We start from the raw sequence: 13,764 nt of genomic DNA, 5'->3' as shown, positions 1-13,764 counted from the left end.
CGTTAGCCTAGAGTTGGTGCTCTGCACAGAGGCGAAACAGGTCCGTGTCAGGTGCGCAGTGAAACTGCAGGGGTGCATCGCTGGCGGGATGTGCGAACGACAGCGACGCGGCGTGCAGCAGGAGTCTCGGTGCCGCGGCCAGCGCCTGCGCCTGGGCGTAAAAGGGGTCGCCGAGAATCGGATGCCCGATGGCCGCCATGTGTACGCGCAACTGGTGCGAACGGCCGGTAACCGGTGTGAGCCGGATCAGGCTGGTGTGCCCGGCGCTGGCCACCTTCTCCCAGTGGGTCAGTGAGGGCTTGCCCACCTCAAAGTCGACCTTCTGCCGCGGCCGGTTGGGCCAGTCGCAGATCAGCGGCAGGTCGATCTCCCCGGCATCTTTCGCCGGCTCGCCCCAGACTTCGGCGTAATAGGTTTTTTCCACCCGGCGCTGCTGGAACAGCGCGCTCAGCTGCCGGTGGGCGATCGGATGGCGCGCCATCACAATCAGCCCCGAGGTATCCATATCCAGCCGGTGCACGGTCATCGCGCCGGGGTAGCGCTGCTGCACACGGCTGGCGAGGCTGTCGGCATGTTCCGGCGCGCGCCCGGGCACGCTGAGCAGGCCGCTGGGCTTGTCGAGGACCAGCAGGGTGTCGTCGGCGTAGATCTCGTTGAGGAATGGCTCGGTGGGGGGGCGGTATTCCCGCACTTCTGGTGTCTCCGGATGGGTGGGGCGCGCCGGCCCGGGGCGCTCACCGTACTGCGTAGCGGCTAGCGAGTAAAGGTGGAAGGTGCGCGAAGCGGACCGAAAGGCATGGCGCTGATACTGGAAGCATCCAACAGAGCACTGATAGACCGCTTTCCGCAGCACTGGTCAATTTTCCGGGTTTGCCAGGTTGCCATACCGGAGCCTGCGGCATCGCTTTGTGTTGGACTGGGGGATTCGCGGTTTTCAGCCGGCTGCGCCCCCATTGACTGGCGAACATGCTCAACCCTGCTGGCGATAGTGCCTCGGTGCTTAGCGGCGTGAATCGCAGGTGCGCGGCTACGCTTCAGTCGGGGGCAGTGCTATGTATGCCAACCTTGTCGGGTCGACCAAATCAACAAGGCCCGTTACTTTGCGGTAACGGGCCTTGTTGATTTTTCGATGTGGCGAGAGTCTGTCGTGCTCCTGCTCGAATTCTAACGGGCTAGCGTAAACTCGATTTTGCGTCGCTCCATGTCGACGCCCACAACGCGCACCTTGACCGCATCGCCGGTGGCAAAGCTGGTATTGCTCCGCTCGCCGACAAGACGCTGTGCGGCCGCATCAAAGTGGTAGTAGTCATTTTTTAGCGCAGATATGTGTACCAGGCCTTCAACCTGGGTATCACTGATCTCGATAAACAGGCCAAAGTGCATGACGCTACTCACAACCCCGTGAAAGGTGTCACCGATAAAGTCCTGCATATACTCGCATTTTAGCCAGGCTTCTACATCCCAGCTCGCTTTGTCCGCGCGGCGCGAAGCGTTAGAGCAATGTACCGCGAGGGTCTGCATCGCCGGCTTGTCGTAGGGGTAACTTTTTGCAGGCGCGAGGGGTTTTGCGTCATCGAAACGTTGCACCGGTGCATCGCCCGCGCCGAAGAAAAATTTGAGCGCGCGACGGACAGGGTTGCGCTGTTGTTCCTGGCGAATCACCGACCGAATGGCTCGGTGCACCAGCAAGTCCGGGTACCGGCGAATGGGTGAGGTGAAGTGCGCATAGGCGGAATACGCCAGGCCAAAATGGCCCCGATTGTCCGGGCTGTACTCCGCCTGGCTGAGGGATCGCAACATCATGGTGCGGATCGTTTGCGCATCGCCGCGCTCGCCAATACGACTCAGCAGCTGATCGTAATGCGCGGTCGAAGGCTTGTTGCCGCCGCCCAACTTGAGTCCCTTGTCCTTCAGGAATACGCGTAGGCTGGTTAGTTTCTTGTCCCGCGGGCCGTCGTGCACGCGATACAGGGTCGGTATCTTCTGCCGCTTGAGGAAGTCGGCCGTGGCCACATTGGCGCTCAGCATGAACTCCTCAATCATCTTGTGCGCATCGTTGCGGATTACCGGGAGTATTCGCTCGATCTTGCGGTCTTCCGTGAATTTGAATTGCACTTCGGTCTTTTCAAAATCCATCGCGCCGCGTTTAGTGCGGGCTTTCTTCAAAACCGTGTAAAGCCCGTGCAGCGCCTGAATATGCGGCGCCGTGTCTTTGAGTTGGCGGGCGGTCTTTCGTCCCACACCGGAATCCGGTGCGGTGATAAAGGCATTCACCTGGTTATAGGTAAGCCGCGCATGGGAGTGAATAACACCCTCGGAAAAGGTGTAGGCGGTCATTTTCCCGGCTTTGCTGAATGTCATCTCGCACACCATCACCAGACGGTCTACCTGTGGATTGAGCGAGCACAAACCATTGGAGAGTGATTCCGGCAGCATCGGTACCACGCGGCCGGGAAAATACACGGATGTCGCGCGCTTCTGTGCTTCCCGGTCGAGTGCGCTACCCGGGGCAACGTAGTGGGAGACATCGGCAATCGCTACAAATAAATGCCAGCCGCCAGTTGCGGCTTTCTCACAGTACACCGCATCGTCGAAATCCTTGGCGTCTTCACCGTCGATGGTGACGAACGGCAGTTCTCTCAGGTCGGCGCGGTGCAGTTTGTCTGCCTCGGGCACTTTATGGCCCAGCTGCTTCGCTGCGCGCAGGGTGTCCTGTGGCCAGTTATGGGGAATGTCGTGACTGCGGATGGCGACATCGATCTCCATGCCGGGGCCCATGGCGTCGCCGAGCAACTCGGTTACGCGCCCGAAGGCATTGTAGCGGCGGCTGGGGAAATCGATGATCGCTACAGAAATATACTGTCCCGGTTTGGCGCCCATCAACTGGTCGCGATCGAGGTCAATTTCGTGGGCAATACGACTGTTTTCCGGTTTGAGGAAGTAATGATCCTCTTCAAACTGCAGGCGGCCGACCAGATGCGTGGTATTGCGCTCCAGCACATTCACAATAATGCCGGTTTTGCGGCCGCGGCGGTCGGTACCACTGATACGTGCCTGCACGAGATCACCGTCAAACACCGTCAGCATTTCGTTGTCGGATAAAAACAGGTCCTCCTCAGAAGAATCACTGTTCAGAAAGCCGAAACCGTCCGGGTGCCCGATTACACGCCCGCTCACCAGATCTTCCGGTTTGACCAGGCTATAACCTTTGCGGTGTTCGAAAAGAATTTGTCCGTCGCGCTCCATTGCACGCAAACGACGACGCAGTGCCTCTTTCTGTTCATCAGAAGAGAGGTCCAGGACTTTCGCCAGCTGCTCCCGATCGAGTACTTTTTTATTGCTTTCGAGCAAGCTCATAATGAACTCGCGTGCGGGAATCGGGTGACTGTATTTTTTGGCGTCTTGCGGATCAAACGCAGCTATTGGGGATTTACTCATGATTTCCTCTCGGGAAAAACCGCCAATAAGTTTGCGCTTGGTAAAAACTTCAGTGATGTGTAAGGACAGATCAGGTGTTACTCGGCAAGGTATGCAGGCGGAGGTTGCTCAACAGCGTTGAGGGGTATTGCAGTCGGGCATTCAAGCTGTGATCAGCGTAAATGCCCATCCTTCCGGTTAAGTCACCCGTATAACCTACGGGTGGTATCTTAACCGGAGTGGCCTCCCGGGCCACTCGGCAGCAGACCTGTTAGGGGCTGCTGTATATTCGAGCCGTCAGGCTCAGATGCAAACAATATTTTCAGCTTGCGGGCCTTTAGCGCCTTGAGTTACGGAGAACTCAACCGCCTGGCCTTCAGCCAGGGTTTTAAAGCCTGAACTTGCAATCGCGCTGAAATGCGCGAATACGTCGGGGCCAGACTTCTGTTCAATAAAGCCGAAGCCTTTGGATTCGTTAAACCACTTAACAGTGCCGGTCGTTGTGTTGGACATGGTCATTTCCTGTAAACAAATAAAGGGATGCCTTTGTGGGGCATGGGCAGCAAAATAAAGACTGGAATTTAGATGCTACAGGACGAAGAAAAGGGAATGCGACGAAACTGAGGATTTAAACAAGAGGCTTACATTTGACTACCGGCACTTTAGGCCCACCTTCGAGCTAAGTCAAAGCTTTTCTCTCGACCCTCCCCGGCTGGGCTCAGGAGTCTTTCAGGCATCTCCAGGCATGTCGCGAGTTACCGGGCTATACCGGATTCCGTGTACCGGGGGAGGCGGGAGCACCTGTAGCGGGGGTGTGGGTTGTGACTGTGTGGTCATGGTGCCGCAGGGCTGTGGCACCGCCGGGAGTGGCCCTATTGATCAAAATTCGTCCGTGGTTTATTGTGCCGCCAATTGAAGGAGGACGACCTCCCCCATTCCGGGTAGTGATGTCCAGGACGACCTGGCCCTGTTTGAAACGGAGCAGTCCATGCCCTGGTTCTACCTTCTCATTGCCGGAGCCCTGGAAGTTGTCTGGGCGTACTCCATGAAGCAATCCCACGGCTTCACCCGGCTCGTACCTACCCTCATCACGCTGGTCACCATGCTGGGCAGTTTCTGGCTGTTGTCCGTCGCCATGAGGAGTATCCCACTCGGTACCGCTTACACCATCTGGACGGGTATCGGTGCTATCGGGGCCTTTCTCGTGGGCATTGTATTTCTGGCGGAGCCGGTGAACGCGATGAGAGTCGTTGCCGCAATTCTGATTGTTTCCGGATTGGTGCTGATGAAAGTTTCCAGCACGTAAAGTCAGCGGCGCTCTGGTTGAGATTCAATACCCCTGCAGCACCCCGGCTCTTCCGCTCCGGCGACTGACTCCATTTTGTTTTTACAGTTTGTTATGCGTTCCACTACTTACACTCGTCTTAGAGACCAGGAGCTTGCCAGGTCCACCAGGCCTTTCCAGGCCAAAGGCACAAACGTAAAGCGCTGTGCCGACTGCCAGATGGGCGAATTCGCCTGTATGTGCGCCTGGAGGCCTACGGCGGAAAGCACCACAGAATTTGTGTTGCTGCTGCACCGCAAGGAGTTGTTCAAGCCCACTAACACCGGCCGCCTGGTTGTTGACGTGTTTCCGGATACGCAAGCGTTCGTGTGGAATCGGCTCGAAGCACCACAGGAACTGAAAGCGCTGCTGAACGACCCGGAGCGGAATTGCTTTGTGGTATTTCCGGCAGACGGGGCCAACAACAGTTCGAGGGAAGTTGCCCGCAGCCTGCCATCCACGGCCAAAAAGACCACATTGATACTGCTCGATGGAACCTGGAAGCAGTGCAGCCGCATGGTTGGCCTGAGCCGCTGGCTGGATGGGCTCCCCTGCCTGAGCCTGCCCGACACGCTGGTGAAGTCCTACGCCGTGCGAGATTCTGGCAAAAGCGACCGCTTTTCTACCGCCGAGGCCGCCATCAGCTGTTTGATGCTGGCTGGTGAGGATGCCTCTGCCGAGACCCTGCGGCACTACTTTTCGGTGTTCAATGCCCACTACCTGGCAACGCGCAAGCTCCGTGCGCCGGATGTGAGCGAGAGTTATGCGGCGCTGCAGTTGCTGGTTGGGTGAGAAGGCGCACTCTCAGTCAGAGTAAGCACTGCGGGTTATGAGGTTTGCTGGGATTCCGCAGGGCGGGAGCGCCTCGTCGCTGTGCTCTTCCGCGCCGCGATCTCAATACGCATGCGTGCATCGGTCGGGTTCGCCGTTGTTCCTACTGGTGTCCCTTTGATGTAATTCCACCTATTCACATCCGCATTTTGGCGTCGAAGTCAGTGTGATCTCGGGGCACGCCTGAACTGCTCGGTCATCAGTATTTCCCGGGCCTGAACGCCAGTCCGCTGCCAGCTTGTTATTACCCGCCAGAAAAACCTATTGACGATCGGTTTTTGGGGCGTTTAGTATGCCTGCCAGACTGACCATTCTAACAGGTGAGCTAAGCGGCATGCGGCTAGGTGATCTCGAAAAACAGGTTCTCCAGTACCTCTGGAACGCGGACTCCGCGGATGCCAAGCAGGTGCATGCGCAGCTCAGCAAGGCCCGCGGCGGCTCGCTCAACACCATCCAGAGCACGCTCGATCGCCTGTTCAAGAAAGGCCTGTTGACGCGGGAGAAGCAGGGGCACGCGTTCCAATACCGCCCGGCGGTAGAGCGATATGCTTTTGTCGGTCAGCTTATCCAGGACGTGACTCGGGAGTTCGTCGATGACGATAACGGCCTCGTTGCGGCCTTTACCTCAATTTCCTCGGACTTGAGCGAGTCCCAGCTGGCACAGCTCGAGCAATTGATCGAGGCGCAGAAGGCGAAACGCCAGCAGGGTGGCGACGCATGATACTGGGGCAACCGGCACTCTGGTTGAACCTGTTGACCATTGCGGCCCTCTGCCTGCTGGTTGGAATTCTGCTGGTGGCCGGGATTTGCGCGGCAATTTCCCATTCTGCAAAATTTTTCCGCAGTTCTGTGCGTCTTTCCGCGAATGCGCGACGCCCGTTGCTGTGGAGCGCCGTGCTGCTGCCCTGGCTGGCGGCGAGCGCTGCCGCAGTGATACTGGTGTTCCCGGAGGCCCTCGGGGGGCCCGCGGCCAGCCTGGCACACTGGCATCACATTCACGCTTTCAATCTCTACAGCTGGCACGGTATATCCACGCTGGGGTTCCTGTCGCTGAGTGCGCTGTTGCTGGTGCGCAGCTGCCGACGTGCCTACCGGCATGTTTCACAGCTCCGGTTATTGCTGCAAGTCTGTGAGCGCGAAGCGGGCGACGTATCGATTATCCGCTCACCGCGGGCGCAGGCATTTACCAGCGGGTTGCTCCGGCCGCGCGGCTTCTATACCAGTGGCTTGCGCGATGGCATTTCATCGGAGGAGTTCGCGGTAGTCCGTCTGCACGAAGAGGCGCATGCCCGGCGCTACGATCCGCTCAAAAAATTACTGTTTGCATTGTTCGCCGGCTTTTTTCCGCAGGGTTCGCGCAACTATCTCAACCGGCAGATGATGTTGTGCATGGAGCAGTGCGCCGATGAACAAGTGTATCGCCAGGGGTGGAGCGACACTTTCATCGCCCAGACCCTGCTCAAGGTGACACGGCTCTCCAATGGTATGTACGCGGGCAATACCGGTTCTCCGATTTGCTGCCATTTTGCCTTGGACCAACTCGATGCGCGCGTGCACTACCTGCTCGCCGACGATAAAGGGCGCTCACTCCCGCGACTTCTGATCGGCATTCCTTTTCTTCTGCTGACAGGCAGCTGCCTCGTTTCGGTGGATGCACTCCACCACTTCATCGAAACCCTGTTCTCTCATTAAGGAAGCAAAGTGCGAGACAACTTACGGAAACGTGTCGATAAAAAACCGATCGCAGGTCGGTTTTTTGCCGTGCGCGCGGGGGCACTCCTGGCTCTCTGGAGCCTACTCGGCACCGCGTGGGCGCAGGAGAATCTGGCGTCGTCGCGGCTCTCATTCGAGCAGGCTGTTCTGCAGTCGCTGCAGAGTCACCCGGCACTGGCCGGATATGAATACCAGCTCGAAGCGGCCGATGCGTTGGCTGCGCAGGCCGGGGTTGGCCCGCGTCCGGAGTTGAGTCTGATGGTCGAGGATGTGGCCGGCAGCGGAGACTTTACGGCGGCGGAAAGCGCGCAGACAACGCTGGGGATCACCTGGCTGTTACAGGGCGAATTGATCGACCGGCGCGTTGACGCGGCCCGCAGCAAAACCTCGGTGATCGAGACGCAACGGCAGATTCTGGAATTGGACGTCGCGGCGGATACTGCGCGCTATTTTCTCCAGGCCATGGCACAGCAGGAGCGCCAGGTGCTGGCGCAGCACGCGCTGGCCCAGTCACGGGCAGTGCTGGTGGATATTCGTCGTCAGGTCGCCGCGGGAAAAGTCCCGCAAGCCGATGCATCACGCGCACAAGCCGAAGTGGCGCGGCGCACCCTGGCGGTGGAAGACATTGCACACCAACTGCAAATCGCCAGGTACCGCTTGGCGGCGCAATGGGGCGAGCGGACGCCGCGGTTCGGCGCCGTCGCGGGTTCCCTTTCCGCGCCGGTTCCACCGCTAGATATTGCGCAGTTGCGCCAGCGGGTTGCCGCTAACCCGAATCTCGCCATCTTTCTGAGCCGCGAGCGGGTGGCCGACGCGGAGATCGCACTGGCGCGCGCGGAAGCCGGCATCCAGTGGCGCATCGACGCCGGTATCCGGCGACTGGAAGCTGCCAATGACTACAGCCTGGTTGCCGGCGTGGCGGTCCCGCTCGGGCGGCGCGATCGCAATCGCGGCCAGGTCGCAGCGCTGAAGGCGGAACAGAACCGCTACCGCGCGGAAATGCATGCCAAGGCGATAGAACTGGAAACACGGGTATATGTGATGGCCCAGCAGCTGCTGCACAGCCGTCACGTTGGCGATGCACTGACGGCAAAGATTATTCCGAGCCTGGAGCGATCGCTTGCGGATACCCGCAGCGCCTATCGGCAGGGCAAATACCGTTATTACGAGCTGGCGTCGGCGCAGCAGGCACTGATTGATGCGCGCTTGTCGCTCCTTCAGGCCCGGTATCGCGCGCGCCTGAACCTGATTGAAATCGAAAAACTCACCGGCCTGTCCCTGGCACAGATAAGCGAGAACGAAAAATGAAATCTGTGATTTTTTCCAGTCTGGTCTTCGCCGCGATGCTGTCGTGGGGCCTGACTTATAGCGCAAACCTCCAGGCTTCCGGTGCGGCTGCCGAACAGGGTGAACCGGAACCGGAGAAGGGCCCGCACCGCGGCCGCATGCTGCGCGAGGACGATTTCGCGGTTGAACTCAGTATTTTCGAAACCGGGGTGCCGCCGGAATTCCGCGTGTGGATTACCGACGGCGGCAAGCCGGTGGACCCGGGTCAGGTTGAACTCAAAGTAGTGCTCACCAGGCTCGGAGGGGTGGAGGACCAGATCGGTTTTGCCCCGCAGAGCGATTTTCTGCGCGGGGACACGGTAATTTACGAGCCGCACTCGTTCGTTGTCACGCTCACGGCCAGATACAAGGGCAAGAGCCACCGCTGGCAGTACGACAACTTTGAAGGCCGCACCCGGATTGAACCGAGTATTGCGGAAGCGATGGATATCGGCACCGGTATTGCCGGGCCCGCAGTGATGCGGGAGACCAGCAGCGCATTCGGCCGCCTGGTGATGAACCCCGAGCGGGTCCGGCTGATCAGCGCGCGCTTTAACGGCACCGTGGAAGCGGTCAAGGTCGGTCTGGGGCAGCGGGTTGCTAAGGGGCAGCCGCTGATCGCGGTCAACAGCAATGAAAACCTCAAGACCTACACCATTGTCTCCCCGATCGATGGGGTGGTGTTGCAGCGCCAGGCCAACCCCGGTGAGCAGACCGAGGGCCGCACCTTGCTGACAATCGCGGATAGCAATGCGCTACTCGCCGAGCTGGAGGTATTCCCGGCCACGCGAGCCCGTATCAAGCAGGGGGCACCGGTTGCACTGCGGATACGCGGAATCGATACCGAGTTACAAGGCGCGGTGCGGCAGGTCGACACCATGATCCGTCGCAACCAATCCAGTGTAGTGCGTGTAGCCCTGAAGAATCCCCCGGTAGATCTCGCGCCCGGGGCCTTTGTATCCGGGGATATCCAGGTTGCCGAATACGAGGTGCCGCTGGCGGTCAAGCGTTCCGGTTTGCAGCCGTTCCGGGATTTCACCGTGGTCTACGCCAAGGTTGGGGATGAATACGAGGTGCGCATGCTGGAGCTGGGCCGCGAGGCGGGCGACTGGGTCGAGGTACTCGGGGGATTGAAGCCGGGTACGGAGTATGTCACCGGGAACAGCTACATCATCAAGGCCGACATCGAAAAATCCGGCGCGTCCCACGATCACTAAGGATTTGAAATGCTTGAGTACCTGATTCGGACCTCGATCCAAAACCGCGTACTGGTCCTGGTGGTTGTGGCCCTGCTGTGCGGGCTGGGTATCTGGAATTTTACCCGGCTGCCTATCGATGCGGTGCCGGATATTACCAACGTGCAGGTGGTGATCAACACCGAAGCGCCGGGCTACACGCCGCTGGAAGCCGAGCAGCGGGTGACATACCCGGTGGAGAATGCGATGGCTGGCCTCCCGAGCCTGGCCTACACGCGTTCCGTATCCCGCTATGGCCTGTCGCAGGTGACCGCGATCTTTGAGGACGGTACCGATATCTATTTTGCCCGCCAGCTGGTGAGCGAGCGTCTGGCCGGCGCGCGCAGTGCGCTGCCGGCCGGACTGGAGCCAGAGCTGGGGCCAATCGCCACCGGTCTCGGTGAGATTTTCATGTTTACCGTGGATGCGGAGCCCGGCGCGACCAATGCCGATGGTTCACCGGTCACACCCACCGATCTGCGCACGGTGCATGACTGGATTATCCGCCCGCAGATGCTCCGGGTGCCCGGGGTGGTTGAGGTCAACCCGATCGGCGGATTCAAGCGGGAAATCCTCATTGCCATCCAACCGGAAAACCTGCTGGCATTCGGCCTTACCCAGGAAGACCTGATCCGTGCGATCAAGACCAACAACCAGAATCGCGGTGTTGGCTTTATCGAGCATAGCGGCGCCCAGTGGCTGTTGCGCGTACCGGGCCAGGCAGAGAACGTCGGCGCCCTGAAAGACTTCCTGGTGGCGGAAGTCGACGGTGTGCCGGTCCGCCTTGGAGATGTCGCACAGATCACTGAAGGGCGCGAGATGCGCACCGGGGCCGCCACCCAGAATGGCCGCGAAGTGGTGATGAGTACCGTGTTCATGCTGGTGGGCGAGAACAGTCGAACCGTGGCGCACGCGGTGGGTGAGAAGCTCGAGGAGATCAAGGCGAGTCTGCCTCCGGGCATTACCGCCACGGCCGTGTACGACCGCACCGGGCTGGTCGACAAAACCCTGCACACCGTGCGCACCAACCTGCTGGAAGGCGCACTGCTGGTGGTTATCATCCTGTTCCTGCTGCTCGGCAATGTCCGTGCGGCGATCCTCACGGCACTGGTGATACCGATTGCGATGCTGATGACCGTGACCGGGATGGTGCAGACGCGGGTCAGCGCCAATTTGATGAGTCTGGGTGCACTGGACTTCGGGCTGCTGGTGGATGGGGCGATCATCATTGTGGAGAACTGCCTGCGCCGCCTGAGCCAGGCCAGTCGCGACAACGGTGCGCTCGATCTCAAGGAGCGTCTCGAGCTGGTGTTCGAGTCCACCCGCGAGGTAATCCGCCCGGCGATGTTCGGGGTGTTCATTATCACCGCAGTGTACCTGCCGATCTTCGCCCTCTCGGGGGTGGAAGGCAAAATGTTCCATCCGATGGCGACCACGGTGGTGATTGCGCTGCTCTCGGCGATGTTGCTGTCAGTGACATTTGTGCCCGCATGTATTGCCCTGCTTTTCCGCAAACCGGTGGTGGAGAAAGAGAGTCGGGCGCTGAACAAGCTGAGTGACTGGTATCGCCCGGTACTTGAGTTCGCCATCCGCCAGCGCACGCTGGTGGTAACGATGGCTGCGGCGCTGATTCTGGTATTCGGCTATGCCGCAACCCGGCTCGGCAGTGAGTTCGTACCCAACCTGGATGAGGGCGATATCGCCATGCATGCGCTGCGCATCCCCGGTACGTCGCTGCAGCAGGCCATCGACCTGCAGGAATCGCTGGAAGCGCGCATCAAGGAGTTGCCGGAGGTCGAGCGGGTGTTCGCCAAGATCGGTACCGCCGAAGTGGCGACCGATGCGGTGCCGCCGAGCGTGGCCGACAACTTCATTATCCTGAAACCGCGGAGCCAGTGGCCGGACCCGCACAAGAGCAAGGTCGATCTGGTCGACGAGCTGGCGAAGCTGGTGGGGCCGATTCCCGGTAACCGCTACGAGTTTCTGCAGCCGATTCAGATGCGCTTCAACGAGCTGCTCGCCGGTGTGCGCGCCGAGCTGGCCATCAAGGTCTTCGGCGACGATTTCGAGCGGCTCGAACAGCTGGGCAATGACATCCAGGCCGCCATCGGCGACGTGGAAGGAATCGCCGATATCCAGCTGGAACAGACCACCGGCCTGCCGATGCTCACCATCCGGCCCGACCGCGCCGCACTGGCGCAGTACGGGCTGGATGTGAATCGGGTACAGGATCAGCTGGCCACGGCGCTGGGGGGCACCGTGGCGGGCCGCCTCTACGAAGGTGACCGCCGCACGGATATTGTCGTGCGGCTGCCGGAAACGCTGCGCACCAACGTCGATGCCCTGGCCAAGCTGCCGATCCACCGCGGTAATAGTGACTATGTGCCGCTGGAGGAGGTTGCGCAACTTGAGCTGGTGACCGGGCTGAACCAGGTATACCGGGAAAACGGCAAGCGCCGCGTGGTGGTCACAGCCAACGTGCGCGGCCGCGATCTGGGCAGTTTTGTTGCCGACGTACAACAGGCCATTGCCGACAATGTCGAGGTCCCCGCAGGTTATTGGGTCGAGTATGGGGGTACCTACCAGACGCTGCAATCAGCCGCGCAGCGGCTGTCCGTCGTGGTGCCGGTGACCCTGGCGCTGATCATGGGGTTGTTGCTGCTGGCACTCGGATCTGCCCGCGATGCTGCAATCATCTTTACCGGTGTGCCCCTGGCACTGACTGGTGGTGTGTTGTCGCTGATGTTGCGCGGGATCCCGTTCTCCATTTCGGCGGCGGTGGGCTTTATCGCGCTGTCAGGTATCGCAATTCTCAATGGCCTGGTGATGGTGTCGTTTATTCGCGATTTGCGTCACCAGGGTTACAGCATCGACAAAGCCATTGTGGAGGGAGCCCTGATCCGCCTGCGCCCGGTGATCACCACTGCGCTGGTTGCGTCATTGGGATTCGTGCCCATGGCGCTGAATACGGGAATCGGTTCCGAAGTGCAGCGCCCGCTGGCCACGGTGGTCATCGGCGGCATCATTTCCTCAACCCTGCTCACCCTTGTGGTGCTGCCGGCACTTTACCGGATGCTGCACAGTCGGGAAGCGGCAAGGGATGCCGAAGCCGGCAGCGTGGCCGGCCCGGCGCTCGGGCAGCCCTGAAAATAAATAGGCCAGCGGCAGCGCCGGTGGCCAGTGACGAGAAGTCTACGAACAATAAACCGGAGGTAATTGCAGTGTTCAAACGATATCAATGGGTGCTGGGCATACTGGCACTGGGATTCGGCATGCTGGCTTCGATGCCGCTACTCGCTCATGGGGTGGACGACGCCACCAGGGCCTATCTGGCCGGGAATGAAGGGGTATCGATCATTCCGTTTCTGTATATCGGCGCCAAGCACATGGTGACAGGCTACGACCATTTACTGTTTCTGATCGGGGTCATTTTCTTCCTGTACCGCTCCCGGGATGTTCTGGTCTATGTCAGCTTCTTCACGCTGGGCCACAGCCTGGCGCTGCTGTTCGGGGTGCTGAACAATACCCACGTCAACGCCTACCTGATTGATGCCATTATCGGGCTGTCCATTGTCTATAAGGGGTTTGACAACCTGGGTGGCTTCAAGCGAGTGCTCGGTTACCAGCCCAATACCAAGGCCGCGGTGCTGATTTTCGGGCTGTTTCACGGCTTTGGCCTGGCGACCAAACTTCAGGAATTCGAGTTTTCTGACGACGGGCTGGTGGCGAATATTCTCGCGTTCAACGTGGGGGTAGAGCTGGGCCAGTTCCTGGCGCTGGCGTTCATTCTCCTCGCGATCAATTACTGGCGGCGTTTCGACAGCTTCCTGCGTTTCTCCACCGCCACCAATGCGCTGTTGATGAGCGGCGGCCTGATGTTGGTGGGATACCAGATGACCGGCTATTTCGTCGGCTGAA

The 13,764-nt window shown here is 59.7% G+C and carries 11 protein-coding genes; 8 read left to right on the top strand and 3 right to left on the bottom strand.

Going from position 1 to position 13,764, the window contains the following annotated elements; translation table 11 throughout:
• Nucleotides 1-7: 7 nt before the first annotated feature.
• The 3 genes from ABDK11_RS15515 to ABDK11_RS15505 form a co-directional block, all read right to left on the bottom strand.
• Nucleotides 8-691, bottom strand: coding sequence for a pseudouridine synthase (locus tag ABDK11_RS15515; RefSeq protein WP_346837422.1), 684 nt, complete (start codon nucleotides 689-691; stop codon nucleotides 8-10).
• A 473-nt stretch (nucleotides 692-1,164) separates the two neighbouring features.
• Nucleotides 1,165-3,438, bottom strand: coding sequence for a ribonuclease R (gene rnr, locus ABDK11_RS15510; protein ID WP_346837421.1), 2,274 nt, complete (start codon nucleotides 3,436-3,438; stop codon nucleotides 1,165-1,167).
• A 282-nt stretch (nucleotides 3,439-3,720) separates the two neighbouring features.
• Entirely contained in the window at nucleotides 3,721-3,930 is a 210-nt protein-coding gene (locus ABDK11_RS15505; protein ID WP_346837420.1) for a cold-shock protein, read from the bottom strand.
• A gap of 475 nt (nucleotides 3,931-4,405) precedes the next feature.
• On the opposite strand from ABDK11_RS15505, the gene ABDK11_RS15500 reads away from it, so the two are divergent.
• The 8 genes from ABDK11_RS15500 to ABDK11_RS15465 all read left to right on the top strand — a co-directional run bounded on the left by ABDK11_RS15500 (nucleotide 4,406) and on the right by ABDK11_RS15465 (nucleotide 13,763).
• Nucleotides 4,406-4,723 carry a multidrug efflux SMR transporter gene (locus tag ABDK11_RS15500; RefSeq protein WP_346837419.1) on the top strand — a complete coding sequence of 106 codons (318 nt, stop codon included), beginning with the start codon at nucleotides 4,406-4,408 and terminating at the stop codon, nucleotides 4,721-4,723.
• 93 nt (nucleotides 4,724-4,816) lie between these two features.
• Nucleotides 4,817-5,533, top strand: a complete 717-nt coding sequence (locus ABDK11_RS15495) for a DTW domain-containing protein (protein WP_346837418.1) — start codon at nucleotides 4,817-4,819, stop codon at nucleotides 5,531-5,533.
• 373 nt (nucleotides 5,534-5,906) lie between these two features.
• A complete protein-coding gene (locus tag ABDK11_RS15490; protein ID WP_346837417.1) occupies nucleotides 5,907-6,293 on the top strand; it encodes a BlaI/MecI/CopY family transcriptional regulator in 387 nt (128 codons plus the stop codon).
• Nucleotides 6,290-7,264, top strand: coding sequence for a M56 family metallopeptidase (locus tag ABDK11_RS15485; protein WP_346837416.1), 975 nt, complete (start codon nucleotides 6,290-6,292; stop codon nucleotides 7,262-7,264). The genes ABDK11_RS15490 and ABDK11_RS15485 overlap by 4 nt, the downstream gene beginning before the upstream one ends.
• Nucleotides 7,265-7,273: 9 nt before the next feature.
• A complete protein-coding gene (locus ABDK11_RS15480) occupies nucleotides 7,274-8,593 on the top strand; it encodes a TolC family protein (protein WP_346837415.1) in 1,320 nt (439 codons plus the stop codon).
• The gene (locus tag ABDK11_RS15475; protein WP_346837414.1) at nucleotides 8,590-9,828 is read left to right on the top strand and encodes an efflux RND transporter periplasmic adaptor subunit; all 1,239 of its coding nucleotides are present in this window, start codon (nucleotides 8,590-8,592) and stop codon (nucleotides 9,826-9,828) included. The genes ABDK11_RS15480 and ABDK11_RS15475 overlap by 4 nt, the downstream gene beginning before the upstream one ends.
• A gap of 9 nt (nucleotides 9,829-9,837) precedes the next feature.
• Nucleotides 9,838-12,993 carry a CusA/CzcA family heavy metal efflux RND transporter gene (locus tag ABDK11_RS15470; protein WP_346837413.1) on the top strand — a complete coding sequence of 1,052 codons (3,156 nt, stop codon included), beginning with the start codon at nucleotides 9,838-9,840 and terminating at the stop codon, nucleotides 12,991-12,993.
• A 137-nt stretch (nucleotides 12,994-13,130) separates the two neighbouring features.
• Complete coding sequence (locus ABDK11_RS15465; protein ID WP_346840209.1) at nucleotides 13,131-13,763, top strand: HupE/UreJ family protein; 633 nt, start codon at nucleotides 13,131-13,133, stop codon at nucleotides 13,761-13,763.
• The last annotated feature ends 1 nt before the right edge of the window (nucleotide 13,764 follow it).

Source organism: Microbulbifer sp. SAOS-129_SWC (assembly GCF_039696035.1).
Classification (GTDB): domain Bacteria; phylum Pseudomonadota; class Gammaproteobacteria; order Pseudomonadales; family Cellvibrionaceae; genus Microbulbifer.
Note: the sequence above shows the minus strand (reverse complement) of the source record. Positions and strands in the feature narration are given on the sequence as shown.

Coding starts and splice junctions, on each gene's coding strand:
- ABDK11_RS15465 (WP_346840209.1), top strand. CDS start 13,131: ATGCCGCTACTCGCTCATGGGGTGGACGACGCCACCAGGGCCTATCTG.
- ABDK11_RS15485 (WP_346837416.1), top strand. CDS start 6,290: ATGATACTGGGGCAACCGGCACTCTGGTTGAACCTGTTGACCATTGCG.
- ABDK11_RS15505 (WP_346837420.1), bottom strand. CDS start 3,930: ATGTCCAACACAACGACCGGCACTGTTAAGTGGTTTAACGAATCCAAA.
- ABDK11_RS15490 (WP_346837417.1), top strand. CDS start 5,907: ATGCGGCTAGGTGATCTCGAAAAACAGGTTCTCCAGTACCTCTGGAAC.
- rnr (WP_346837421.1), bottom strand. CDS start 3,438: ATGAGTAAATCCCCAATAGCTGCGTTTGATCCGCAAGACGCCAAAAAA.
- ABDK11_RS15495 (WP_346837418.1), top strand. CDS start 4,817: ATGCGTTCCACTACTTACACTCGTCTTAGAGACCAGGAGCTTGCCAGG.
- ABDK11_RS15470 (WP_346837413.1), top strand. CDS start 9,838: ATGCTTGAGTACCTGATTCGGACCTCGATCCAAAACCGCGTACTGGTC.
- ABDK11_RS15475 (WP_346837414.1), top strand. CDS start 8,590: ATGAAATCTGTGATTTTTTCCAGTCTGGTCTTCGCCGCGATGCTGTCG.
- ABDK11_RS15500 (WP_346837419.1), top strand. CDS start 4,406: ATGCCCTGGTTCTACCTTCTCATTGCCGGAGCCCTGGAAGTTGTCTGG.